General features: G+C 70.5%; 24 protein-coding genes and 1 pseudogene. 13 read left to right on the top strand and 12 right to left on the bottom strand.

The genetic code is table 11. The features are described from left to right. Positions 1-6: 6 nt before the first annotated feature. On the bottom strand, positions 7-372 hold the full coding sequence (locus ABZ070_RS15610) for a YbjQ family protein (RefSeq protein WP_356633975.1): 366 nt from the start codon (positions 370-372) through the stop codon (positions 7-9). 130 nt (positions 373-502) lie between these two features. Between ABZ070_RS15610 and ABZ070_RS15615 the strand changes: the two genes are divergently transcribed. Continuing rightward, positions 503-1,207, top strand: coding sequence for a VTT domain-containing protein (locus ABZ070_RS15615; protein ID WP_356633977.1), 705 nt, complete (start codon positions 503-505; stop codon positions 1,205-1,207). Positions 1,208-1,237: 30 nt separating this feature from the next. Here ABZ070_RS15615 and ABZ070_RS15620 read toward each other — a convergent pair whose 3' ends face one another. Both ABZ070_RS15620 and ABZ070_RS15625 read right to left on the bottom strand, forming a co-directional pair. Beyond that, on the bottom strand, positions 1,238-2,911 hold the full coding sequence (locus ABZ070_RS15620) for a threonine/serine exporter family protein (RefSeq protein ID WP_356633979.1): 1,674 nt from the start codon (positions 2,909-2,911) through the stop codon (positions 1,238-1,240). Positions 2,912-3,049: 138 nt separating this feature from the next. Continuing rightward, positions 3,050-3,544 carry an inorganic diphosphatase gene (locus ABZ070_RS15625; protein WP_108151010.1) on the bottom strand — a complete coding sequence of 165 codons (495 nt, stop codon included), beginning with the start codon at positions 3,542-3,544 and terminating at the stop codon, positions 3,050-3,052. A gap of 138 nt (positions 3,545-3,682) precedes the next feature. Between ABZ070_RS15625 and dacB the strand changes: the two genes are divergently transcribed. The 7 genes from dacB (at position 3,683) to ABZ070_RS15660 (ending at position 12,182) form a co-directional block, all read left to right on the top strand. Next, positions 3,683-5,059, top strand: a complete 1,377-nt coding sequence (gene dacB / locus ABZ070_RS15630; protein ID WP_356634017.1) for a D-alanyl-D-alanine carboxypeptidase/D-alanyl-D-alanine-endopeptidase — start codon at positions 3,683-3,685, stop codon at positions 5,057-5,059. A gap of 85 nt (positions 5,060-5,144) precedes the next feature. Continuing rightward, entirely contained in the window at positions 5,145-6,299 is a 1,155-nt protein-coding gene (locus ABZ070_RS15635) for a zinc-dependent metalloprotease (protein ID WP_356633981.1), read from the top strand. Between the two features lie 235 nt (positions 6,300-6,534). Beyond that, positions 6,535-7,578, top strand: a complete 1,044-nt coding sequence (gene tilS, locus ABZ070_RS15640; RefSeq protein ID WP_356633983.1) for a tRNA lysidine(34) synthetase TilS — start codon at positions 6,535-6,537, stop codon at positions 7,576-7,578. A gap of 38 nt (positions 7,579-7,616) precedes the next feature. Further along, positions 7,617-8,156, top strand: coding sequence for a hypoxanthine phosphoribosyltransferase (gene hpt / locus ABZ070_RS15645; RefSeq protein ID WP_356633985.1), 540 nt, complete (start codon positions 7,617-7,619; stop codon positions 8,154-8,156). Between the two features lie 153 nt (positions 8,157-8,309). Then, positions 8,310-10,343, top strand: coding sequence for an ATP-dependent zinc metalloprotease FtsH (gene ftsH, locus ABZ070_RS15650; protein ID WP_356633987.1), 2,034 nt, complete (start codon positions 8,310-8,312; stop codon positions 10,341-10,343). Positions 10,344-10,460: 117 nt separating this feature from the next. Continuing rightward, positions 10,461-11,066, top strand: a complete 606-nt coding sequence (gene folE, locus ABZ070_RS15655; RefSeq protein WP_356633989.1) for a GTP cyclohydrolase I FolE — start codon at positions 10,461-10,463, stop codon at positions 11,064-11,066. 120 nt (positions 11,067-11,186) lie between these two features. Next, positions 11,187-12,182, top strand: a complete 996-nt coding sequence (locus ABZ070_RS15660; protein ID WP_356633991.1) for an aldo/keto reductase — start codon at positions 11,187-11,189, stop codon at positions 12,180-12,182. A 98-nt stretch (positions 12,183-12,280) separates the two neighbouring features. Here the strand turns inward: ABZ070_RS15660 and ABZ070_RS15665 are convergent, their stop codons facing one another. The 6 genes from ABZ070_RS15665 to ABZ070_RS15690 form a co-directional block, all read right to left on the bottom strand. Next, positions 12,281-12,763, bottom strand: coding sequence for a DUF3180 domain-containing protein (locus ABZ070_RS15665; protein ID WP_356633993.1), 483 nt, complete (start codon positions 12,761-12,763; stop codon positions 12,281-12,283). 55 nt (positions 12,764-12,818) lie between these two features. Then, a complete protein-coding gene (gene folK / locus ABZ070_RS15670; protein WP_356633995.1) occupies positions 12,819-13,418 on the bottom strand; it encodes a 2-amino-4-hydroxy-6-hydroxymethyldihydropteridine diphosphokinase in 600 nt (199 codons plus the stop codon). Next, on the bottom strand, positions 13,415-13,774 hold the full coding sequence (gene folB, locus ABZ070_RS15675) for a dihydroneopterin aldolase (RefSeq protein WP_356633997.1): 360 nt from the start codon (positions 13,772-13,774) through the stop codon (positions 13,415-13,417). The genes folK and folB overlap by 4 nt, the downstream gene beginning before the upstream one ends. A 192-nt stretch (positions 13,775-13,966) precedes the next feature. Beyond that, on the bottom strand, positions 13,967-14,416 hold the full coding sequence (locus ABZ070_RS15680) for a nuclear transport factor 2 family protein (RefSeq protein WP_356634019.1): 450 nt from the start codon (positions 14,414-14,416) through the stop codon (positions 13,967-13,969). Next, positions 14,410-15,267 (bottom strand): dihydropteroate synthase, encoded by an 858-nt coding sequence (folP, locus tag ABZ070_RS15685; RefSeq protein WP_356633999.1) that lies wholly within the window; start codon positions 15,265-15,267, stop codon positions 14,410-14,412. Before folP ends, ABZ070_RS15680 begins: the two co-directional genes overlap by 7 nt. Positions 15,268-15,431: 164 nt before the next feature. After that, entirely contained in the window at positions 15,432-17,321 is a 1,890-nt protein-coding gene (locus ABZ070_RS15690; RefSeq protein ID WP_356634001.1) for a phosphatidylglycerol lysyltransferase domain-containing protein, read from the bottom strand. A gap of 138 nt (positions 17,322-17,459) precedes the next feature. On the opposite strand from ABZ070_RS15690, the pseudogene ABZ070_RS15695 reads away from it, so the two are divergent. Continuing rightward, positions 17,460-17,693 (top strand): annotated as a pseudogene (locus ABZ070_RS15695) (esterase); the annotation flags it as partial. Here ABZ070_RS15695 and ABZ070_RS15700 read toward each other — a convergent pair. After that, the gene (locus ABZ070_RS15700; protein ID WP_356634003.1) at positions 17,680-18,852 is read right to left on the bottom strand and encodes a betaine/proline/choline family ABC transporter ATP-binding protein; all 1,173 of its coding nucleotides are present in this window, start codon (positions 18,850-18,852) and stop codon (positions 17,680-17,682) included. The pseudogene ABZ070_RS15695 and the gene ABZ070_RS15700 overlap by 14 nt on opposite strands. Before the next feature lie 129 nt (positions 18,853-18,981). On the opposite strand from ABZ070_RS15700, the gene ABZ070_RS15705 reads away from it, so the two are divergent. The 4 genes from ABZ070_RS15705 to ABZ070_RS15720 all read left to right on the top strand — a co-directional run bounded on the left by ABZ070_RS15705 (position 18,982) and on the right by ABZ070_RS15720 (position 22,601). After that, positions 18,982-19,695 carry an ABC transporter permease gene (locus tag ABZ070_RS15705; protein ID WP_356634005.1) on the top strand — a complete coding sequence of 238 codons (714 nt, stop codon included), beginning with the start codon at positions 18,982-18,984 and terminating at the stop codon, positions 19,693-19,695. Beyond that, positions 19,695-20,375 carry an ABC transporter permease gene (locus ABZ070_RS15710; protein WP_356634007.1) on the top strand — a complete coding sequence of 227 codons (681 nt, stop codon included), beginning with the start codon at positions 19,695-19,697 and terminating at the stop codon, positions 20,373-20,375. Before ABZ070_RS15705 ends, ABZ070_RS15710 begins: the two co-directional genes overlap by 1 nt. A gap of 58 nt (positions 20,376-20,433) precedes the next feature. Further along, positions 20,434-21,411, top strand: coding sequence for an ABC transporter substrate-binding protein (locus ABZ070_RS15715; protein ID WP_356634009.1), 978 nt, complete (start codon positions 20,434-20,436; stop codon positions 21,409-21,411). Positions 21,412-21,494: 83 nt separating this feature from the next. Next, positions 21,495-22,601, top strand: coding sequence for a hypothetical protein (locus ABZ070_RS15720; RefSeq protein WP_356634011.1), 1,107 nt, complete (start codon positions 21,495-21,497; stop codon positions 22,599-22,601). Positions 22,602-22,711: 110 nt separating this feature from the next. Here the strand turns inward: ABZ070_RS15720 and ABZ070_RS15725 are convergent, their stop codons facing one another. Both ABZ070_RS15725 and ABZ070_RS15730 read right to left on the bottom strand, forming a co-directional pair. Next, positions 22,712-23,854, bottom strand: coding sequence for an NADH-quinone oxidoreductase subunit D (locus tag ABZ070_RS15725; protein WP_356634013.1), 1,143 nt, complete (start codon positions 23,852-23,854; stop codon positions 22,712-22,714). Next, positions 23,851-24,651, bottom strand: an 801-nt coding sequence (locus tag ABZ070_RS15730; RefSeq protein WP_356634015.1) for an SAM-dependent methyltransferase, incomplete at its 5' end; no start/stop codon positions are given. The genes ABZ070_RS15730 and ABZ070_RS15725, both read right to left, overlap by 4 nt.

Genomic DNA, 24,651 nt, shown 5'->3' on the forward strand with positions numbered 1-24,651 from the left:
TGCCGGTCAGGCGCGGGCGATCACCACCGCCGTGCCGTACGCGCAGACCTCCGTGCCGACGTCCGCGGCATCGGCCACGTCGAAGCGGAACGCCAGCACCGCGTTCGCGCCCCGCGCGCGGGCCTGCTCGATCAGGCGCTCCATGGCCTGGTTGCGGGTCTCGACCAGGGTCTTGGTCAGGCCCTTGAGCTCGCCACCGATCATCGACTTGAGGCCGGCTCCGATCTGGCTGCCCAGGTGGCGGGAGCGCACCGTCAGCCCGAAGACCTCACCGATGACCTGTTCCACGCGGTAGCCCGGGATGTCGTTCGTCGTGACGACGGTTACATCTGCCTGCGGGCCCTGCCCGCCGCTGTAGTCCTCGATACCCATGGTGCAAGGATCGTGGCGGTCGGTTCGCCCCGCATCCGCGGCAGCCGGTGGAACCGGGGGTCACTCGTGTGCGTTGATAGCTTTGGCAGCCGACCTTGCCGCTGACTAACACCACAGGAGCCCGGACCTCGTGAACACCCTTGCGCTCGGACCGAGCTGGCTCGACCCGGACTATCTGATCACCACGTTCGGCCTGATCGGTGTACTGGTCATCGTCTTCGCCGAGTCCGGTCTGCTGATCGGGTTCTTCCTGCCCGGCGACTCGCTGCTGTTCACCACCGGCCTGCTGGTGACCGCCGGCAAGATCGACATGCCGTTGTGGCTGGTCTGTACGTTGATCGTGATGGCCGCCATCATCGGTGACCAGGTCGGCTATCTCTTCGGCCGCAAGGTCGGCCCGGCCCTCTTCAAGCGCCCCGACTCCAAGCTCTTCAAGCAGGAGAACGTGGAGAAGGCCCACGAGTTCTTCGAAAAGTACGGCCCGAAGTCCCTGGTCCTCGCCCGCTTCGTGCCGATCGTGCGGACGTTCACGCCGATCATCGCCGGTGTGAGCCGGATGAACTACCGCTCGTTCGTCACGTTCAACGTCATCGGCGGCGTCCTGTGGGGTGCCGGTGTCACGCTGCTCGGAGCGGCGCTCGGCAAGGTCGAGTTCGTCCACAAGAACATCGAGGCGATCCTGATCCTGATCGTCCTGATCTCGGTGGTCCCGATCGCGATCGAGTTCCTGCGTGCCCGTTCCAAGGGCAAGAAGGCGGCAGCCGCCTCCACCGACGCACCGGGTGCCGAGATCCCGCCGTCGAATCCGCGCGGCGGCCGCCACGCCAAGCGCTGACCCGCGTACGACGGAGGTCCTCGACGGAGGTCAGAAGCCGCGCGTCCGCTTGGCCGCGCGGCGTCCACCGGGCGTCTCCACCCCGGGCACACCGACCGCACCCGGACGGACCCGCAGGAACAGCCGGGAGATCTCCCCACCCAGGTTCACCCCGATCGCGATGGCCAGCGCCAGGGCCGCCGCCTTGCTCAGCGAGGCGAGGCCGCTGTTCAGATTGCCCCTGGCTACCTCGAGCAGCCCGAAGTACGTGGCGCTACCGGGCAACAGCGGACCGATCGCGGCCGTGACGTAGGGCAGCGCCGACGCGAAGCGGTAGCGCGAGAGCATCTGCCCGAACAGGCCCACCAGGCCGGCCGCGGCCGCCGTCGCGGCGACCGGCGAGATGCGTCCGACATCCGCCAGCGCGCCGTAGACCACCCAGGCCACCCCGCCGTTGAAGGTCACCAGCGCCACGGTGCCGCGCTCCTGCTGGAGCATGACGGCGAAGCACAGCGACAGGCCCATCGCCGCGAGCGTCTGGGTCACCGGCTGCGCCACGCTGTGGATGCTCGTCTCCGGATTGAGTCCCGCGTCCAGCGCGAAACCCAGATACAGCACCGACAGGACGCCGACCACGATGGCGACCACCAGATAGCCGACCTCCAGCAGACGCGCGGCCGCCGTGATGTAGAAGCCCGTCAGTCCGTCCTGGACACCGGCGACCAGGGCCCGCCCCGGGATCAGCGCGAACAGTCCACCGGTGATCACCGCGGACGCCCGCACCTCCAGTGGTGACAGGCTCAGCGCCACGCCGACCGCCGCCGACGGCATCGCCGCCGCGACGAACTGGTAGAACTCCGGCAGCCCGCGCCCCGCGCACAGCCAGGCCAGCCGGTCACCGAGCATGGCACTGATCGCGGCGGCGACGAACACCACCGGATCACCGCCGACCAGCACGGACGCCGAGCCGGCCAGCAGACCGCCGGCCAGCGTGAGGGCCCAGCCCGGGTAGGGGTGCCGGTTGCGGCGGATCTCGGCGAGACGCCGGTAGGCCTCCTCCAGCGTGACGTCCGACTCCTCGACGCTGATGTCGTGGACCAGCCGGTAGACCGCGGCAAGGCGGGTGTAGTCGGTACCGCGCCGCCGCACGGTGCGGTTCGCGGTCACCGGATCGTCCACCAGGGACGGCTGGTACGTGATCGACAGCAGTGTGAACGTGACCGTCGGCTCACAGCGGTCGAGCCCGTACGAGCGCGAGATGGCGAACATGGCCGCCTCGACGTCCTCCGCGCCTTCGCCGCCCGCGAGCAGCAACTCGCCGATACGCAGGGTCAGGTCGAGCACACGGGGTACGGCCGGACCTGCCTCGTCATGCCGGTGCGGCGCCTCCGGCACCGGACGCTCGCCCACCGGCATCCGCAGCATCGCCCGCATACGGTCCTGCCAGGGCGCGTCCTTGGTGAGTCGTACGACCGGGATGCCGTGCGCGGGGGTGAACGCCGGTGGGGAGCTCCTGGCGCTGTAGACGCTGGGCGGGGCGAACGCGGAGCCCTCCGGCTCGGCCGGCGGTTCGGGCGCCAGGCCCTCCGGAACGGCGAACTCGGAGCTGGGGTGGTCCTCTTCGGGAGGTTCCGGCTGTTCCACCCCCGCCGGCGGGGCGAAGGCGCTGTGCGCCTCGTCGGACTGAGGCTTCCGGTCCTCCGGGCCCTCGGGCTCCGCCACCACTGATCGTCCTCGCTCCCTCTCGTACCGCCCCTCGACCGGCGCTTCTGCCCAGTATGGGCACGGGCATGGGGGGATACGCGACGCGGGCGGGACACCCAAGGTGTCCCGCCCGCGGCAAGGTGCTCTACGGCAACGGCGTCAGTGCGCGCCGCCCTGCGCCTCCAGGCGCTTGTAGGAGGCCTCGATCTCCGCCTCGGCCTCGGTGCGGCCGACCCAGTTGGCGCCCTCGACGGACTTGCCCGGCTCCAGGTCCTTGTAGACCTCGAAGAAGTGCTGGATCTCCAGACGGTCGAACTCGGACACGTGGTGGATGTCCCGCAGGTGCTCCACGCGCGGGTCGGACGCCGGCACGCACAGCAGCTTGTCGTCGCCGCCGGCCTCGTCCGTCATACGGAACATGCCGATGGCGCGGCACTTGATGAGGCAGCCCGGGAAGGTCGGCTCGTCAAGGATGACCAGCGCGTCCAGGGGGTCGCCGTCCTCACCGAGGGTGTTCTCGACGAATCCGTAGTCGGCCGGGTAGCTGGTCGAGGTGAAGAGTCGACGGTCAAGGCGGATCCGACCGGTCTCGTGGTCCACCTCGTACTTGTTCCGCGAACCCTTCGGGATCTCGATGGTGACGTCGAACTCCACGGGTGGCTCCTCCATGATCAACACATAGCAAGACGCAGTACTGGTGATTAAGTGTCCCTCACGCACATGCGTGATCGCGAAAGGGGCTGGTGCGAGGTGCCGAAGGTCAGGACGTGGCAGCTTGCAGCGGGCGCTGCCGTGGTCGGCCTCGCCCTTGCCGCCGGGGCGGTGACCGCGGCGGGTCCTTGGGACTCCGGTCAGCGTAAGGCCGAGAGGGAGCGGGCGGCTGCCCAGAGCCCCACGGGTGGTGCACATCACGAACCGCCGGCACCCCGGCGTCCTGCCCCCGCGCCCAGCGCGCCCCCCGTGCTGGCGCCCCTGGGCGGCCCGCGGACGGTGTCGGCCAAGGAGCCGGCCGCCGCTCCGGAGGCCCTGGCAAAGGCGCTGGGCCCGCTGCTCGCCGACCCCGGCCTCGGCCCCGCCCCCGGCGTCAGCGTCATCGACCTCGCCACCGGCGAGCGGCTGTACGGGAAGCGGGCGGACGCCGCCATGGTCCCGGCGTCCACGATCAAGATCGTCACCGCCGCCGCGGCGCTGACCGCCCTCGGGCCCGACCACCGCATCCCCACCACGGTCGTGGCGGCCCCCGGGGCCGGAGAGATCACGCTGGTCGGCGGCGGCGACGCCACACTCGACAGGGCACGCCTGGGCGAACTCGCCGACGAGGCCGCACGCGCCCTGCGCGACGGCAAGGCCGGCAAGACCGCCAAGGGTGCCGAGCTGCGGTTCGAGTACGACACCTCGCTCTACCGCGGCCCTCTCCTCCACACCATCGGTCCCAACGACAACATCGCCCCCGTCAGCGCCCTCATGGTCGGCCAGGGAAGGCTCGACGAGCACACCACCGGCGCGGCCACCCGCACTGCCGACCCGGCCCGCGAAGCGGCCCGCGTCTTCCGGGAGATGCTCGCCGAGCGCGGCGTCCGCACCGCGCCGCCCGCAGCCGGCCGCCCGACCGCCAAGGCCGTCCCGCTCGCGCAGGTGCTCTCCGAGCCCCTGTCGCTGCTCGTCGAGCGGATGCTGACCAGAAGCGACAACGACCTCGCGGAGTCGCTGGCCCGCCAGACCGCCCTGGCCACCGGCGAGAAGGCGTCCTTCGCCGGCGCGCAACGAGCCGTGACCAAGCAGCTGCGACGGCTGCAGGTGCCCCTCGCCGGAACCAGATTCGCCGACGGCAGCGGCCTCGACCGGCGGGACCGGGTGTCGGCGGCGCTGCTCACCAGCCTGCTCGCGCGCGCGGGCGACACCGCCCACCCCGAACTGCGCCCCGTCCTCACCGGGCTGCCCGTGGCGGGCTTCAGCGGCACCCTGGAGGACCGCTACTCCGCCGACTCCGACGGCACCGGCCTGGTCCGAGCCAAGACGGGCACGCTGCGGGGTGTCAACACCCTGGCCGGCACGGTCGTTGCCCCGGGCGGCCGACTCCTCGGGTTCGCGTTCCTCGCCGAGGACACCCCTTCCGAGTACACCGCGGAGCCCGCCCTCGACCGCCTGGCCGCAGCCCTCGCCTCGTGACCGCCCCGGCCGGCGGCGGACGGGGATCGAATCGGCTGCCGCCGACACCTCACCGCTCCCGCAGCCGAGAACGTACGGTTGACGCATGACGAGCATCGGTGGTGCCGAGATGGTCGACTGGAACCTCGCCGTGGCGACCGCGACCCGCTTCGTGCGGCCCGGTCCCGACGTGAGCCGGGACGAGGCGCGCGCCGTCGTCGCCGAGCTGCGCCGGCACGCCAAGGCATCCGAGGAGCACGTCCGGGAATACACCCGGATGATCCCGGAAGGCGCGGAACCCCGGGACACCCCCGTCCTCGTCGTGGACCGGGCCGGCTGGGTCAAGGCGAACGTCGCGGGCTTCCGCGAACTGCTGCGGCCCCTGCTGGACAAGATGCAGGAGCGCCGCTCCGGCACTCCCGGCGGCGCGGTGTTCGGAGCCGTCGGCGGCAAGGTGACCGGCGTCGAGCTGGGGATGCTGCTGTCCTTCCTGGCCTCGCGTGTCCTCGGGCAGTACGAGACCTTCGCGCCCGGCACCCGTGATCTGCCCGCGGGCGAACCCTCCGGGAACGGCGGCAACGGCGGCGGACGCCTGCTGCTGGTCGCCCCCAACATCGTCCACGTCGAGCGCGAACTCGAGGTGGAACCGCACGACTTCCGGCTCTGGGTCGCCCTCCACGAGGAGACCCACCGCACCCAGTTCACCGGCGTGCCGTGGCTGCGCGACCATCTCGAGAGCGAGATCCAGTCGTTCCTCGGCGAGACCGAGATGGATCCCATGACCGTTCTCGAGCGGCTTCGCGAGGCCGCGCAGTCGCTCGTCGGCGCGCGCCCGGAGGGCGAACAGGACGAGGGCGGCCCCACCATCGTGGAGATCGTCCAGACGCCCGCGCAGCGCGAGATCCTCGGTCGGCTGACCGCGGTGATGTCGCTGCTGGAGGGGCACGCCGACTTCGTGATGGACGGCGTCGGGCCCGCGGTGGTGCCGTCGGTCGCGGAGATCAGGGAGAAGTTCCAGCAGCGCAGGGCGCGCGGCGCGAGCCGGCTGGACCTGGCGCTGCGCAAGCTGCTGGGCCTGGACGCCAAACTGCGTCAGTACCGCGACGGCGAGCGTTTCGTGCGGGCCGTGGTGGAGGAGGTGGGCATGGCAGGCTTCAACCGGGTGTGGACCTCTCCGAACACGCTCCCGACCAAGGCGGAGATCGCCAAACCGGCGGACTGGATCGCGAGGGTGCACAGCAAGGGTGAGGGCGCACCGTAGGGAGCGTCGTCGATGACAGGGCGGGCGGCGGCAGAGGGACGCCCCTCCAATCACCCATCCGAGGGACCGTGGGCTGTGGATAGGCGTGCAATGCTCGGGTATTGGCTCGGTTCTGTCACCATCGACGCACTCTGAGTGACTGTTCTCGGAGTGGCGATCTTCGTCCTCTGGCCGTTCCTGATCGTCCCGACTGGACCGAGACACCCCCTCCCACCTTTCACGAAGGGCACCGGACATGGGTCCCCATCCTGCGGTCGCGGCGATACGCCTGGCGGTCCGCCGCGTCCTCCACGACGTACTCACCGAACACTCGGAAAACGCCGCCCGCTACGCACACTCCGGCCCGGGCCCGGTGTCCGCGGGCGAACCCCCCCTCGTCCTCGTGGCATGCTCCGGCGGCGCCGACTCGATGGCCCTCGCCTCCGCCCTCGCTTTCGAGGCCCGCAAACTTTCCGTCCGCGCCGGCGCCGTCACCGTCGACCACGGCCTGCAGGCCGGCTCCGACCTCCGCGCGGCCGAGGTCGCCGCACGCCTCACCGCGATGCAGCTCGACCCCGTCGAGGCCATTGCGGTCCGCGTCGGCCGCCACGGCGGACCGGAGGCCGCGGCCCGTGACGCCCGCTACGCAGCCCTGGACGACGCCGCGATGCGTCTGGGAGCCGCCGCCGTGCTGCTCGGCCACACCCGCGACGACCAGGCGGAGACCGTCCTTCTCGGACTCGCCCGCGGCTCCGGCATCCGCTCGCTGTCCGGCATGGCCGCCGTATCCGGGACCGCCGGCCGCTACCGCCGCCCCTTCCTGCACCTCGACCGTCAGACCGCCCGCAAGGCCTGCATGGTCCAGTCGCTGCCCGTCTGGGACGACCCGCACAACGCCGACCCCGCCTACACCCGCTCCCGCCTGCGCCACGAGGGGCTGCCCGCCCTGGAGAAGGCGCTCGGCAAGGGCGTCGTCGAAGCCCTCGCCCGCACCGCCCAGCTCTCCCGCGACGACGCCGACGCGCTCGACAGCTGGGCCGCCGATGCGGACGCCTCCGTACGGGACGAGAGCGGGCTGCTGGACTGCGCCAAGCTGTACGCGCTCCCCCCGGCGGTACGCCGCCGAGTGCTGCGCCGCGCCGTGATCCAGGCCGGTGCGCCCGCCGGATCGCTCTTCGCCCGGCACGTCGAGGAGGTCGACCGGCTGATCACCGGATGGCGCGGTCAGCGGGCCATCAACCTGCCCGGCCGTGTGGAGGCACGACGCCAGGGTGGCAGACTGGTCATTCGGCAAGGCTGAACCGCCGAGAGAAAGCGACGCGGGTGAACGAGAAGGACATGGGCACCGACCTTCAGTCGGTGCTCATCACCAAGGAAGAGATCGACGCGAAGCTCGTCGAGCTGGCCGCGAAGATCGACGCAGAGTACGCGGGCAAGGACCTGCTCATCGTCGGAGTCCTCAAGGGCGCGGTGATGGTGATGGCGGACCTGGCGCGCGCGCTGTCCTCCCCCGTCACGATGGACTGGATGGCCGTGTCCTCGTACGGCGCGGGCACGCAGTCGTCCGGCGTGGTCCGCATCCTCAAGGACCTGGACACCGACATCAAGGGCAAGCACGTCCTGATCGTCGAGGACATCATCGACTCGGGACTGACGCTGTCCTGGCTCCTGTCGAACCTCGGTTCCCGTGAGCCGGCCTCTCTCGAGGTCTGCACGCTGCTGCGGAAGCCGGACGCCGCCAAGGTCGCGATCGACGTGAAGTGGATCGGGTTCGACATCCCGAACGAGTTCGTCGTCGGGTACGGCCTGGACTACGGGGAGAAGTACCGGAACCTTCCCTTCGTGGGCACACTGGCGCCGCACGTCTACGGAGGCTGACGCACGGGAACCAGAACCGCCTTTTCGCCGTTGGAGCAGAGGAAGGCGGTCCCCGGTGGCCATGCTGAGGTACCGTCCGAAGAACAGTTGTCTTTTCTCACAGCAGCATTTACCTACGGGCAGGAGGGACGGAGCGAACACCGCTCCGTATGGATGGACGTGAAGCGATACTTCCGTGGGCCGGTCATGTGGATCGTGCTGGCCGTCCTCGCCGTGGTCGTGCTGATGCAGGTTGTCGGCTCGTCCGGTGGCTACAAGACGGTGGACACCGGCGAGGTCGTCCAGGCGATCGACAAGGACCAGGTCAAGCAGGCAAAACTGACCACTGGCGACGAGCAGATCATCAAGATCGAGCTCAAGGAAGGCCAGAAGGTCGACAACAGCAGCAAGGTCCAGGCCAGTTACATCGGCACGCAGGGCGCCGACCTGGCCGACAAGCTGCAGGAGAAGTTCCAGGCCGGCGAGATCGAGAAGGGCTACACGGTCGCGCCGTCCAAGCAGAGCCCGTTCGTCTCGGTTCTGCTGTCCCTCCTGCCGTTCGTGCTGATCGTCGTGGTCTTCCTCTTCCTGATGAACCAGATGCAGGGCGGCGGCTCCCGAGTCATGAACTTCGGGAAGTCCAAGGCCAAGCTGATCACCAAGGACACCCCCAAGACGACCTTCTCCGACGTGGCGGGGTCCGACGAGGCCGTCGAGGAGCTCCACGAGATCAAGGAGTTCCTGCAGGAACCGGCCAAGTTCCAGGCCGTCGGCGCCAAGATCCCGAAGGGCGTGCTGCTCTACGGCCCGCCGGGCACGGGCAAGACGCTGCTCGCACGCGCCGTCGCCGGCGAGGCGGGCGTCCCGTTCTACTCGATCTCCGGTTCCGACTTCGTCGAGATGTTCGTCGGTGTCGGTGCCTCCCGAGTCCGTGACCTCTTCGAGCAGGCCAAGGCGAACGCCCCGGCCATCGTCTTCGTCGACGAGATCGACGCCGTCGGCCGGCACCGCGGCGCGGGCCTCGGCGGCGGCCACGACGAGCGCGAGCAGACGCTCAACCAGCTGCTCGTCGAGATGGACGGCTTCGACGTGAAGGGCGGCGTCATCCTGATCGCCGCCACCAACCGGCCCGACATCCTCGACCCGGCGCTGCTGCGCCCGGGCCGCTTCGACCGGCAGATCGCGGTCGACCGTCCGGACATGCAGGGCCGTCTGGAGATCCTCAAGGTCCACCAGAAGGGCAAGCCGGTCGCCCCGGACGTCGACCTGGGCGCCGTCGCCCGCCGTACGCCCGGCTTCACCGGCGCCGACCTGTCGAACGTGCTGAACGAAGCCGCGCTGCTCACCGCGCGCAGCGACAAGAAGCTGATCGACAACCACTTCCTGGACGAGGCGATCGACCGCGTCGTGGCGGGCCCGCAGAAGCGGACCCGGATCATGTCCGACAAGGAGAAGAAGATCACCGCGTACCACGAGGGCGGTCACGCCCTGGTCGCGGCGGCTTCGCCCAACTCCGACCCGGTCCACAAGATCACCATCCTGTCCCGGGGCCGGGCCCTCGGTTACACGATGGTGCTCCCGGACGAGGACAAGTACTCGACCACGCGCAACGAGATGCTCGACCAGCTGGCGTACATGCTGGGCGGCCGTGCGGCCGAGGAGCTGGTCTTCCACGACCCGACCACCGGCGCTGCCAACGACATCGAGAAGGCCACCGCCACGGCCCGCGCGATGGTCACGCAGTACGGCATGACCGAGCGGCTCGGCGCGATCAAGTTCGGCGGCGACAACACCGAGCCGTTCCTGGGTCGCGAGATGGCGCACCAGCGCGACTACTCGGAAGAGGTCGCGGCGCTGGTCGACGAAGAGGTCAAGAAGCTCATCGAGACCGCGCACAACGAGGCCTGGGAGATCCTCGTCGAGAACCGCGACGTCCTCGACAACCTGGTCCTCCAGCTGCTGGAGAAGGAGACCCTCGGCAAGGAGGAGATCGCGGAGATCTTCGCCCCGATCGTGAAGCGCCCGGCCCGCCCGGCGTGGACCGGCTCCTCCCGGCGCACGCCCTCCACGCGTCCGCCGGTCCTCTCGCCCAAGGAGCTCGCCCTCACCAACGGCGCGGCCAACGGCACGGCGCCCACGGCCACCACGGTGACCGATGTCACCAAGGCGCCCGCGGAGGCGGTTCCCGAGGAGCGTCCGGAGGCCTGACCAGGGCGTATGTCCCCGGTGGGCCACCGGCCCCGGAATGAATGCCGCACCTCCCAGGTTCTAGCCTGGGGGGTGCGGCGTTTTCACGCCATGTCGGAGCACAGGAACGAGGCACACATGACCGACCCGGTGACGCTGTACGGCGAGCGTTCCATCCCCGCGTTCGATGAGAAGCGGGCGGAGAACGCGGTACGCGAGCTGCTCATCGCGGTGGGCGAGGACCCCGACCGCGAAGGCCTGCTGGAGACGCCGGCGCGGGTGGCAAGGGCGTACCGGGAGCTCCTCTCCGGCATGCGGCAGGAGCCCGAGGAAGTCCTGACGACGACCTTCGATCTGGGCCACGACGAGATGGTCCTCGTGAAGGACATCGAACTGGTCTCGTTCTGCGAGCATCATCTACTGCCGTTCCACGGTGTGGCTCATGTCGGTTACATCCCGGCGGTGACGGGAAAGATCACGGGCCTTTCGAAGCTCGCACGGCTCGTGGACGTGTTCGCACGGCGCCCGCAGGTTCAGGAGCGGCTCACCACGCAGGTGGCCGACTCGCTCATGAGCATCCTCGAGGCGCGCGGCGCGATCGTCGTGATCGAGGCCGAACACATGTGCATGTCGCTGCGAGGCATCCGCAAGCCGGGCGCGAAGACGACGACCTCGGCGGTGCGCGGCCAGCTGCGGGACGCGACCACGCGAGCCGAGGCGATGAGCCTGATACTGGCGCGCTGACCGATCGGGGGCGTGTGACGCGCGGACCGGTCGAGGCGCGTTCAACGCCGGGCCGGCCGGTTGTGGCTCGTCCGATCAACGCCCGCGCATCAGCGGGCCGTTGGTGAAAAGATCGTGCCCATGACCGAACCACTGCTTCCCTTACGCAAGCTCGGTGGACTCGACGTGTCCGCGCTCGGCTTCGGTGCCATGGTGCTGTCTCCGGGCGTGTACGGCGAGATCGACGACGAACGCGGCGCGCGGGCCCTGCTCGCCGCGGTCGACGCCGGCGCCACCCTCATCGACACCTCCGACGGTTACGGCGCCGACGGACACAACGAGCAGCTCATCGGCAGGGCCCTGCGAGGCCGGCGCGACGAGGTGGCCATCGCTACGAAGTTCGGCTTCCGGCTGCCTGAGGGAGTGGAACCGCACCCGTTCCCGGTCGGCTTCGCCTTCGGCGAGCTGGCCGTCAACGCCGAGCCCCGGCATGTGCGCGGTTACGCGGAAGCCAGCCTGCGGAGTCTCGGCACGGACCGCATCGACCTCTACTACCCGCACTTCCCCGACCCGCAGGTGCCGCTGGAGGACACCGTCGGGGCGGTCGCCCAGCTGATCCAGGACGGCCTGGTCCTTCACCTCGGGCTGTCGAACGTGACCGCGGCCCAGCTGCGGGCCGCGTACGCCGTGCACCCGGTGGCCGCCGTGCAGACGGAGTGGTCGATGTGGCGGCCGATCGACCCGGAGCTGCTGGCCACCGCCCGCGACCTGGGTGTCGGCATCGTGCCCTGGTCGCCGCTCGGCAGCGGATTCCTCAGCGGCGCCGTCAGTGAGGTCAAGGAGGGCGATTTCCGGCAGAACGCGCCCCGCTTCGACGCGGCCAACCTGAAGGCCAACAACGACCGGTTCGCGCCGGTGCGCGGCATCGCTGCGGAGCTGTCGGTCACGCCGGCCCAGCTGGCGCTGGCGTGGCTGCTGCACCAGGACGAGCACGCGGTCCCGATTCCCGGCAGCCGGACGCCCGCGCACATCGAGGAGAACCTGGCAGCCGGCAGGGTGGAACTGTCGCAGGACGTACTCGACCGGCTGGCGTCCATTCTTGGCGCCACGGAGGTCGAGGGCGGCACTCTCCTCTGACCGGCCAGGACGAGTGACCGACTGACCGGGACGCGCGACCGACTGACCGGGACGCCCGACCGACTCATCAGGGCCGGCGACGCGACGGCCCCGCGGCTCTACGCGGGAGCTGTCGCGTCCTTGTCGTCGTCGTCCTCCGGGAGCTTGCAGACCCGCTCCAGGAAGATCGCCGCCGCGATGACCGCGATGCCCGCCACCACCGAGAACCCGGCGTAGATCGCCTGGTCACGGCGGGCGGGGACGTCGAGGGAGCCCAGCAGGAACACGCCCGTCCCGCCGTACATCCCGCTCACCAGCGCCGCCACCAGCGCGCTCGCCTGGCCGAAGACCACCGCACGCGCCGCCATCAGCGGTTCGACGCCCTTGGCGCCCGGCCGACGCTCACGCTGGGCGCGAAGCCGGGACCGGATCGAGAGCGCGGTCGCGGTGAGGACGACGGCGATCACCGCCAGCACGACGGGGGCGGCCAGCGGCACGCTCGGCAGCGTGCCCAGCGAGTCCCACAGGCGCGCCCCGCCCCAGGACAGCACCGCGGCCGCGGCGAAGAGACCGGCCAGCACACCGAGCCGTAGTTGCTTCACCGAGTAAGCCGCCCTTCACCACGCTGTACGAGATCGTCCCGTACGAGCCTAACGACTACTCGGGCAGGCGCAGTTCCAGGTCCGCGCGCGGCTGCACGCCACTGACGCCCACATCGGCCAGGATCTCGGCGACCGCGCCGCGGCCCGGCAGCTGCGCCTCGGGATCCACGTCGTGCCACGGAGCGAGCACGAACGCGCGCTGGTGCGCCCGGGGGTGCGGCAGCGTGAGGACGGGGTCGTCGGAGACCACGTTGGCGTAGGCCACGATGTCGACGTCGATCGTGCGCGGGCCCCAGTGCTCCTCGCGGACCCGGTGGAAGGCCTCCTCGATGGCCTGGCCGCGCTCCAGCAGGGAGGACGGGGGCAGTGTGGTCCTGATGACCACCACCGCGTTGAAGTACGAGGGCTGGCTGCCGGGCTCGACGCCCCACGGCTCCGTCTCGTACACGGGCGAGACGGCTTTGACCCGCAGGCCCGGGGTGTCCTCCAAGGCGTCGATGGCGCCCTGGAGGGTCTCCATGCGGTTGCCCAGGTTGGAGCCGAGGGAGAGCACGGCGTCCTTGGGGTTGGACAGTGTGACGTCGGCCGCATCGACCTGCTCCGTGACGGAGGACGGCACCGGCTGCACGGTCGGGTCGCTTGCTGCCTGGTTCATACTCGGCTCCGGATGATCGTGATGGTGACGTCGTCGAAGGGCACCGTGATCGGGGCGTCCGGCTTGTGCACCACCACCTCGACCTCCTCGACACCGTCGTGCTTGAGACACACCTGGGCGATCCGCTCGGCCAGCGTCTCGATCAGGTCGACCGGGTCGCCCTCGACGACGGCGACGACCTCCTCGGCCACCACGCCGTAGTGCACGGTCTTCGCCAGGTCGTCGTCGGCCGCCGCGGGGCGGGTGTCCAGGCCGAGCACCAGATCGACGATGAAGGTCTGGCCCTCTTCCCGCTCCTTGGGGAAGACGCCGTGGTGCCCGCGGGCCTTGAGGCCGCGCAGCGCGACACGATCCACGCGAATCACTCCTGCTTCTGTAGGTCTGCGGGCACGCGACCACATGCGGATGGCGTGGTGCCCGCATTCGAATCTACCTGCGAGCACCGACAGGTCGTTCCGACGGGGGCGAGGAGGGCCCACGTGGGACTGGTAGCCGCGCGCATACCCGCGGACAGGTGTTGCCGAACCTCTATCCGGACCCCTACCCACTTACGAGGGGCTGTTGTCGTCCTCTTCGGTGTCCGTTTCCGTCAGTACGGGCGAACCGTGATGGGACCAGATCTTCCAGCCGTCCGATGTGCGACGGAACACGTTCGTGGCGACGACCAGCTGTCCGACGAGCGGTCCGAGCTCGCCGCCGTCCTCCGCGGGGCCGCCGCTGAGGATGTTCTCCGTGCAGGTCACCAGTGCCGTGTCACCGGCCACGTTCACCTCGACGTCGGTGAGGAAGAACTGGATGTAATCCGTGTTCGCCATGATCAGCGCGTATGAGCGGAGCACCTCGCCGCGGCCGGTCAGGACCGGCCAGCCCGGGTGGACGCACGTGACGCCCTCGTCCAGCCACAGGGCGGACAGCTCGTCGAAGTCTCCGCGCTCCATGGTCTCGTAGAAGGCGGTGTTGGCCTTCTCGACGAGCTCCGTGTCGGTCAGGCTCACCAGGCTCCCTCGACGGCCCTCGCGACCCGCACGGCGTCGGCGGTGGCCCGTACCTCGTGTACCCGGACCGCCCAGGCGCCCTCGTGGGCGGCGATGGCGGAGACCGCGGCTGTGGCCGCGTCCCGTTCGCGGGCCGGCGGCGGGGCGCCGTCCTTGGCCAGTACCCGGCCGAGGAAGCGCTTCCGGGAGGCGGCGACCAGGACGGGCCTGCCCAGCGCCCGCAGCTCGGCGAGGTGCGCGACGAGGGCGAGGTCGTGCTCTGCCTGCTTGGCGAAGCCGAGACCGGGGTCGATGACGATGCGCTCGGGCGCGATACCGCCCTCGATGACGGCCTCCATGCGCTCGCGCAGTTCGGCGACGACTTCGGCGACGACGTCCCCGTACACGGCGCGGCTGTTCATGTCCTCGCTGAAGCCGCGCCAGTGCATGACCACGAACGGGGCGCCGGTGGCGCCGACAGCCGGCACCATCCGGGGGTCGGCGAGACCGCCGCTCACGTCGTTGACCAGGGCGGCTCCGGCCGCGACCGCCTGTTCGGCGACGGAGGCGCGCATGGTGTCGACGGACACGACGACGCCCTCTGCCGTGAGGCCCCGCACGACGGGGACGACCCGGCGCAGTTCCTCGTCCTCGTCGACCCGGCTGGCGCCCGGGCGGGTGGATTCGCCGCCGACGTCGATGAGGTCGGCGCCCTGCGCGACCAGGTCGAGGCCCCGCTTGATCGCGGCCGTGGTGTCGAACCAGCGACCGCCGTCGGAGAAGGAGTCCGGTGTCACATTGACGACTCCCATGACCGCACAGCGATCCCACTCCGGCAGGCCGTCGGCCGTGCCTCGTCCGCGCAACGTACTCATGCGACCCAGCCTAGGCCCGCCGCGCCGACCCCCATGCCACTCGCGCACGAGTACGGCTCGTCCGTGGCTTGTCCGGGAACGGGGACGGGCTCGAGGAGTGCTCGACCCCGGCCGGCGCGGAGGTCGCCCCGCCCGGGCGGGTGGTGGGGCTGTCGGGCGCCCTGCTACGCCGCGCCGGCTCCGTGCGTTTGCGTGTGACGGGCGAGGTGGGCACAGGGCCGGGGAACCGGGGCGGACCGCCGGCGGGCGAAGGGGCGGGGGAGCGCCAGGTTGACGAAGCCCTCGGCCTGCATTGCCGCGAAGCCGATACGGGGCAGATCGCGGGTGTTCCGGAAGACCACGAAGCGGGGCTCCCAACGGGGCCGGAACTTGGCGTTGAACTTGTACAGCGACTCGATCTGGAACCACCGGGAGAGGAAGACGAGCAGCCGTCGCCACATCCGCAGCACCGGGCCCGCGCCGATCTTCTCGCCGCGGGCGAGTGCCGAGCGGAACATCGCGAAGTTGAGCGAGACCCGATCGATCCCCAGGGCGGGCGCGGCCTGGAGTGCGGCGACGATGAGCAGTTCGTTCATGCCGGGGTCGGCGGTCCGGTCGCGGCGCATCAGCTCCAGCGACATGCCGTCCGCGCCCCACGGGACGAAGTGGATGATTGCCTTCAAGTCGCCGTACGGGGAGCTCCAGTTGTCGTCCGTCTTGTGGGCGGTGGCGATGACCGCGTCGCCGTCCGCCGGATCGCCGATGCGGCCCAGGGCCATCGAGAACCCGCGCTCCGTGTCGGTGCCCCGCCATTGGGCCGCGGCGTCGCGGATCTGTTCGACCTCTTCGGGGGTGAGATCACGGGCGCGGCGTACGCGGGTCCGGTAGCCGGCCCGTTCGATGCGCTTCACCATCTGGCGCACGTTCCGCATCGCGCGCCCGGTCAGGGAGAAATCCGCGACGTCCACCACCGCCTCGTCCCCGAGCTCCAGGGCGTCGAGGCCTGTCTCCCGGGTCCAGACCTCGCCGCCGGTCTCGGAACATCCCATCACCGCCGGGGTCCAGGAGTGCGCCCTGGCCTCGTCCATGAAGCGTTCGATGGCGCCGGGCCAGGCCTCGACGTCGCCGATCGGGTCGCCGCCGGCGAGCATCACGCCGGAGACGACGCGGTAGCAGACGGCGGCCTTGCCGCTGGGGGAGAAGACGACGCCCTTGTCGCGGCGGAGCGCGAAGTGGCCGAGCGAGTCGCGGCCGCCGTGGACGGCGAGCAGCTCGCGCAGCCGGTGCTCGTCCTCCTCGGTCAGGCGGGCGGCCGGGTGTTCGGGACGGAATGCGAAGTAGACGGTGGTCACGGCGGTCAGCAGGCCGAGGGCGCCGAGGCAGTAACCGACGGTCCAGGAGACGCCGTCGGCGTATCTGACCGGGCCCTCGAAGCCGAAGAACCCGTAGAACACATGCTCCAGACGGTCGGTGAGGCCGGGGCTGCCGACGATCTTGTGGGGATGGGCGCTGACGACGATCAGGCCGACCACGAGCGAACCGGCGCCCATGAGAACGAAGTTGGCGAGGGCGCGCCAACGGCTGCGCGGGTCGGGCAGGGCGGCGAACTCCGCCCGGTGGCGGAGCAGCAGTGCCAGCAGCGCCAGGGAGAGCAGCGTGCCGACGACGGAGTGCCGGTAGGCGAACTGCGCGACGGCTCCGGCGGGCAGCAGGATCACGGCGGCCCGCCAGGCACGGCGCTTGTGGCGCTTGATGCCGTGCGCGAGAAGGAGCAGCAGCATGCCCGCGCTCAGCGAGAGCGCGGCGGCGAACGGCCCGGTGGTGCCGGGCATCACCTCGACGATGGTGTGCATCCGGCTGTGCCGGAAGCGGGGGAAGACCCCGGCCGCGATGTCGATCAGTCCGACGAAGGTGCACGCGGTGCCCACCAGGCCCGGGACCGCCTCGGGCCGGGGGCCGCGCAGCAGGCGGCGGATCCGGTCCGGCATCCGGTCCGACAGCCGCCGCCCGGGGGCTCCGTCCGGTGCCCGAGTCGGAATCAATCCTGATTTGTCCCCATCTACCGTTGCAGACATCGCTTCCCGTGACTCCGGATGAGATCCCGTGTCCAAGGCCTCAGGTCGGTCGGCCCGGACGATTTGCGCTCTCTAGGACGGGACTTGCGCGAGGCGGGTTCATTCGTCCCGGAAATTCCCCAGCGTGCGGAAACGGGCGACCTGCTGTGGAGCCTGGACCATCTGCCGCCGGGAACGTCGTCGTTCCTCGTCACCACCTCGGGGCAGGGCGAGGGATACCTCGCGGGGACACGTGCCTTCATCGGCAAGGTGCGGGCGCCGGCGCGGGTGTCGTCGATCGTGCTGGACAGCGGTGGCCACAACTTCAGCACCTGGCGGCGCGAGATCCCGCCCGCTCTGGTGTGGCTCGGCAGCCGGCTCAGCGCTTCTTGACGGTGACCGGTGGCGCGAGCGTCGCAATGGACTCCAGCTCGACCTCCGTGCGGGCGATGTCCTGGGCGTCCGCGTCGATCGAGCGGCGCAGCGCCTCGTGCAGCCCGGCCGGCGTGAGGACTCCGAGGAACCTTCCCGTCCCTTCCTCGTCGATCACCGCGATCCACCCCGCGTCGTGCTGGAGCATGGTGGCGAACGCCTGCTTGAGCGAGGCGCCCACCGGCAGCCAGGCCTCCATCCGGCGGGCTTGGTCGCGCACCGAGCCGCGGCCCTGGGCCCGTTCGGCGGAGATCCATCCGTGCAGGTTGTCCTCCGCGTCCAGGACGACGGCCCACCGGGAGCCGAGGTCGCGCGGCAGGGGGTCGTCGAGGTGGACGACCGGCGGCTGCTCCAGGTCCGCCGACTCGATGGGTGTGACGGACAGCCGCTTGAGCCCGCGGTCGGCGCCGACGAAGTCGGCCACGTACGGGGTGGCCGGGGCGCCGAGGACGGCGGCGGGCGCGTCGAACTGCTCGATCCTGCCCTGGCCGTAGACGGCGATGCGGTCCCCGAGACGCACGGCCTCCTCGATGTCGTGGGTGACGAAGAGGACCGTCTTGCGGACCTGGGACTGGAGCTTCAGGAACTCGTTCTGCAGATGGCCCCGCACGACCGGGTCGACCGCGCCGAAGGGTTCGTCCATCAGCAGCACGGGCGGATCGGCCGCCAGCGCCCTGGCCACACCCACGCGCTGACGCTGGCCGCCGGAGAGCTGCTCGGGGTAACGGTCGCCGTACACGGACGGGTCGAGGCCCACCAGGTCGAGAAGCTCGGCGGCCCGCTCACGGCTCTTGGAACGCTTGACGCCGAGGAGGTGGGGCACGGTCGCGGTGTTCTCCAGGACCGTCTTGTGCGGAAAGAGGCCGACCTGCTGGATCACATAGCCGATGCGACGGCGCAGTTCGACCGGGTCGGCGTCCGCGATGTCCCGGCCGTCTACGGAGATCCGGCCGCTGCTCGGCTCGATGAGGCGGTTGACCATCTTCATCGTGGTGGTCTTGCCGCAGCCGGACGGTCCGACGAGCGTGACCAGTTCACCCTCGGCGACCTCGAAGGAGAGGTCGTCCACGGCCGTGGTGCCGTCCGGGTACCGCTTGGTGACGTGCTCGAATCGGATCATGGCTCCCCATTGTGACGGGTGTTGTGTGAAAGCCATGTTGCTGCAATGTGGCGGTCCTGGGGGATTGTCAGTGGTCAGGGATAGGGTCGCCAGACGTACGTTCGGTGTTCATCGGGGAGGTGGGGGTGGATGGGTCCGGAGTGGAAGGGCACGGAGCAGGCCGCGCAGAGCTGTCTCGCGGCGAACGACTGGATCTGCGGCGAATATCTCCGCACCCGCGGCCAGGAGTTGACCGAGGCGACTCTCCAGCATGTCTGGATCACCGTCGCGTCGGTGCTGATCGGACTGGCCGTCGCCTTCCCGCTGGCGCTCCTCGCCCGCAGCCGGCCGCGGTTCGCCGGCCCCGTGCTGGGGCTCACCACCCTGCTCTACACGATCCCCTCGCTGGCCATGTTCTCGCTGCTGCTGCCGTTCTTCGGACTGTCCGCCGCGCTGGTGGTGACCGGGCTCGTGCTCTACTCCCTCACCATCCTCGTGCGGAACATCATGGCGGGGCTCGACGCGGTCCCCGCCGAGGCGCGTGAGGCCGCCCGCGGCATGGGATACGGCCCGGTCAGGATGTTGTGGGAGGTGGAGCTGCCGCTCGCACTCCCTGCGTTGATGGCAGGGATACGGATCGCGACCGTGTCGACGATCGCCCTGACCACGGTGGGCGCGCTGGTCGGCAAGGGCGGCCTCGGCAATCTGATCGACGACGGCGTGCAGACGACCTTCAAGGCGCAGGTGCTGGCCGCGTCCGTGCTGTGCGTGCTGCTGGCGGCCGTGGCCGACCTGCTGCTGCTCGGCGCCCAGCGGCTCCTCACGCCCTGGACCCGCATACGGACGGCGGAGGTGAAGGTCTGATGGGCGTGGTCACCGGCGCGTGGACCTGGCTCACCACCGGTTCCAACTGGTCGGGGGAGAGCGGCGCCTGGCACCGGCTCGGCGAGCATCTCTATGTCAGCGGGGTCGCCCTCGCGCTCGCCTGTGTGATCGCCCTGCCGATCGCCCTGTGGCTCGGGCACATCGGCAAGGGCGGGGCCCTCGCGGTCAACATCTCCAACGCGGGCCGGGCCGTCCCCGTCTTCGCCGTGCTCGCCCTCTTCATGCTCACACCGCTGCGCAGCGCCGGATACGTGCCGACGATCATCGCGTTGGTGCTGTTCGCCGTACCGCCGCTGCTGACGAACGCGTACGTGGGCATGCGGGAGGTCGACCGGGCGGTCGTGGAGGCCGCGCGGGGGATGGGCATGTCGGGCGGCCAGCTCTTCGTGCGGGTCGAGCTGCCCCTCGCCTATCCGATGCTGATGACCGGGCTGCGGTCCGCCGCCGTCCAGGTGGTGGCCACGGCCACCATCGCCTCGATGGTCGGCCAGGGCGGGCTGGGCCGCATCATCACCGCCGGATTCAACACCTACGACACCCCGCAGGTGGTCGCGGGCGCGCTGCTCGCGGCGCTGCTGGCGCTGCTCGTGGAAGGGGTGCTGGTGGCCGCCGACCGGCTGCTGAGCCCTTTGCGCAAGTCCGTGCCGTCGTCGGCCTGACGGCCATGCGCGGAACCCTCGTACGACGCTTTTGATGTCGCAGTGGACGGAGAACCTGATGAGCAAGACCTCCCGCATCGCGGGTGCGGTACTCGGCGTGGTGGCCCTGACGGGTTCTCTTGCCGCGTGCGGCGGTGAATCCCTCGAACAGGAGAGGGGCAGCGCTTCGTCCGGAAGCGGCTCCGGTGAGAAAGGCACGCTCGTCGTCGGGGCGGCCGCCTTCACCGAGTCCAAAGTGCTCGCCGAGCTCTATGCGCAGGTGCTCGGCGACGCCGGGTACAAGACGTCCATCACCACGGTGAAGAACCGCGAGCTGTACGAACCTTCGCTGGAGAAGGGCGAGATAGACGTCGTGCCGGAATACGCCGCGACCCTCGCCGAATTTCTGAACGCGAAGGCGAACGGGCCGAAGGCGCCGGAGGAGAAGCCCGTCGCCTCCGGTGATGTGACGTCGACCGTCGAGGCGCTCACCGGACTCGCGGAGGCGGTGGGGCTGAAGGTGCTGCCGGCCGGAGAGGCCGTCGACCAGAACGCCTTCGCCGTCTCGAAGGAATTCGCCGAGAAGAACAAGCTCAAGACCCTTTCCGATCTCGGCAGGTCGAAGCTGAAGGTGAAGATCGCGGCGGGCGACGAGTGCGAGGTGCGGCCGTTCTGCGCACCGGGCCTCAAGAAGACCTACGGCATCGACGTGGCGGGCATCGACCCGAAGGGGGTCGGGACCCCGCAGGCCAAGCAGGCGGTCAAGGACGGCGAGGACCAGGTGGTGCTCACCTCCACGACCGACGGCACGCTGGCGAGCTACGACCTGGTGGTCCTCGAGGACGACAAGAAGCTCCAGAACGCGGACAACGTCCTCCCGGTGGTCAATGCGAAGGATGCCGGAAGCAAGGAGATTGCCGATGCCCTCGCCAAGCTGACCAAGGTGCTGACCACAGAGGATCTCGCCGAGTTGAACCGCAAGGTGGACGCGGAACGCGCCAAGCCCAAGGATGTCGCGAAGGCCTATCTTCAGTCCGAGGGGCTGCTCAAGAAGTAGTCGCGGGCCGGCCCGGCGTTCTCGACCAGAGATTTGCCGGGCCGACACCCCATTCGGCTTCTACGCACGGTAAATTTCTGGCCATGCCACGAGGACGCCACCGCCATTCCCCGCCCCTGCACAAGCTGCTGCCGCCGTCCGCAGTCGCCGGAGCGGCAGTTCTGTGCGCCTCCGGCGCGTGGTTCGTCGGAAATGCCGTCGTGCTGCGCGCCCTGGTCGCCGCCGCCGCGGCGGCCGCCGTCACCGGTGCCGTCCTCATGCGCAGTTGGGACCGCGGCGCCGGGCGCAGGGTCGCGGAGCTGACGCGCGGCCGCGCCGGCGACCAGTGGAAGGCCGAGGAGCGCATAGCCGAGCTCGAGGCGGACGTCGAGGAATCCCGCGAGCTGCGCCTCAAGCTGGACGCCAAGCTGCGCACCAAGCGGGTCGAACTCGCCGCGTTGCGCAACGAACACGCGGCGCTGCTGCGCCGGTACGCGAACGCGGAGACGGAGCGGGCCAGCGCGCTGGAGGGCCGCAGGCAGCTCGCGATCGAGGCGGCCGCCCCGGCGAAGGAGCTGCCGCCCGCCGGGTCCACGCCCACGCCGGGAACGTACCTGCGCGCCGCGAAGGCACTGGAGGATCTGTCGCGCAACGCCGCGGCGCAGGAAGCCCGGCGCACCGTGGAAGAAGCCCGCCGCAGGGACCTCGCGGAGCGGGCCCAGGAGGCGGACGAGCCGCAGGGGAAGCACGCGGCAGGCGCCGGGACCGAGCGGCACGTGCGTCCGCCGTCCGCCCTCCCCGCTCGTCGTCCCGTTCCGGCGGCTGCCGCGATCGTCCCCTACGGCCCGCAGCGTTCCCGTGTGAAGCGGCCCGAGGGCGGCTTCGACTTCTTCGGCACGGGCAACGGGGCCACCGGCACTGGTGGTGGCGACAAGGGCGCCGCGGGCAACGGCAACTCCGGCGCAGGCGCTGCCGCGGGCAACGGCGCCCAGGCCGTCGACGGCGCCGCGCTGAGGGCGATCGAGGCGCCCGGCACGCAGAGGGCCATCGAGGCCGTCGCGCACGAGGATCTCGCCGACGTGGTGGGCGAGGAGGCGCTCGCGGCGCAGCGCACCGACGGCCACCGCGGGGTCGGCAAGGTCATCGATCTGACCGCACACGACGAGACGGAACAGCTGGACGTCGCGGAGCTGCGCAGCGCGATCTCGTAGGGGTCGCGGGACCGCCCGGCCACCCGTCCGCCGGTCCACCGGTCTGTGGGGTCCGCCCGTCTGCCGGTCGGCTGCCGGTCAGCGGCCGGCACGGCTCGACCGCTCGGCGGTTACTTGTCGATGTCGCCGACGACGAAGAACAGTGATCCCAGGATCGCGACCATGTCGGCGACCAGCGTCCCCGGCAGCAGCACGGCGAGCGCCTGGATGTTGTTGTACGAGGCCGAGCGCAGCTTGAGGCGGTACGGGGTCTTGTCGCCCTTGGAGACCAGGTAGTAGCCGTTGATGCCGAGCGGGTTCTCGGTCCAGGCGTAGGTGTGGCCCTCCGGTGCCTTCAGGACCTTCGGCAGCCGCTGGTTGATCGGCCCCGGCGGCAGGTCCGCGATCCGGTCGAGGCAGGCGTCCGCGAGATCCAGCGCGTTGTGCGTCTGCTCGAGAAGAACCTCGAACCGTGCCAGGCAGTCGCCTTCCTGCCGGGTGACCACCTTCAGGGTGTCCTGCAGCTCGGCGTAGGCCAGGTACGGCTCGTCGCGCCGCAGGTCGAAGTCGACGCCGGAGGCCCTGGCGATGGGGCCGCTCACTCCGTAGGCGTGCACTGACTCCGCCGAGAGCGCGCCGACGCCACGGGTCCGGCCGCGGAAGATCTCGTTGCCGAGGACCAGCCGGTCGTACACGTCCATCCGTGAGCGCACGTCGGCGACCGCGTGCCGGGCCCGGCCGAGCCAGCCGGCCGGGAGGTCCTCCTTGAGGCCCCCGACCCGGTTGAACATGTAGTGCATCCGGCCGCCGGAGATCTCCTCCATCACCGTCTGCAGCTCTTCGCGCTCGCGGAAGGCGTAAAAGACGGGGGTGATCCCGCCCAGTTCCAGGGGATAGGAGCCGAGGAACATCAGGTGGTTGAGCACCCGGTTGAGCTCGGCCAGGAGCGTACGGCACCAGACCGCGCGCTCCGGGACCTCCATGCCGAGCATCCGCTCGACGGCCATGACGACGCCGAGCTCGTTGGAGAACGCGGACAGCCAGTCGTGCCGGTTGGCCAGCACCACGATCTGCCGGTAGTCGCGTGCCTCGAAGAGCTTCTCTGCGCCGCGGTGCATGTAGCCGACGATCGGCTCGGCGTGCTGGATCCGCTCACCGTCCAGTACGAGGCGCAGACGGAGGACGCCGTGCGTCGAAGGGTGCTGCGGCCCGATGTTGAGCACCATGTCGGTGCTTTCCGCCGCGCCCCCGATGCCGACCGTCGTCTCCGTCATGGGGCACAGTCTCTCAGAGGTGGTCCCGCCCCCTGTATGAGCCAGGTGAAGTCGCCCAGCCCGCCTCTGGCGGTCAGCTCCGCGGCCTCTCCGGCCCGGGACAGGGCGCGGACGTACCCGGCGGGGTCGAAGGACGCCATGGCGAGCGGCGGCCGCTCGCCAACCACGCCGAGCCGCCGCAGCGCCTCCCGCTGCGGGACGAGTTCGACGCGGTCCCCGGAACCCGCGGGCGCGGAACCCACAGCTGCCGCCGCGACGGCGTCCAGCGCCACATGGGCCGTGATGTCGCAGCTTCCGTCCGGGACCGGGCGCACCTCGCGTCCTTCGCGAAAGCCCGTCAGTGTCCCGAAGGGTGGTCGTGCCTCCCTCGTGTGCGCGTAATCCACTGCGACCGCCAGCCCTGCCTCCAGCCCGGCCGCCACCGCCGTCCACGCCTCGTCCCGGGGCCGGCCGATCTCCGCCCGCGCCCCCGGCTCCGCCAGCGGCCACCAGCGGGCGAGCCACTCGGCGTCCGCCCCTGTGACCTCCTCGCCGAGGCGCTCCTCGCCGTCCTCGCGCACGAGCACACGGCGGACGACACCGTCCGCGTCCATCTCCGCGACGTCGACGGGCACGTTGTCGAGCCACTCGTTCGCGAACAGCAGCCCACTCGCGGCCCGAGGCGCCTCGGCGGTCCATGCGATACGCGGGTCGAGCCCGGCGGGGACGCCGAGCAAGCAGGCCGTGATCGAGTTGAGGTAGGAAGCGGCGCACTTGGACGCCGAGTTGGAGCCCTGACCGGTGATCGGGTCGTTGGC

This window comes from Streptomyces sp. NPDC006283 (assembly GCF_040613325.1).
GTDB lineage: Bacteria > Actinomycetota > Actinomycetes > Streptomycetales > Streptomycetaceae > Streptomyces.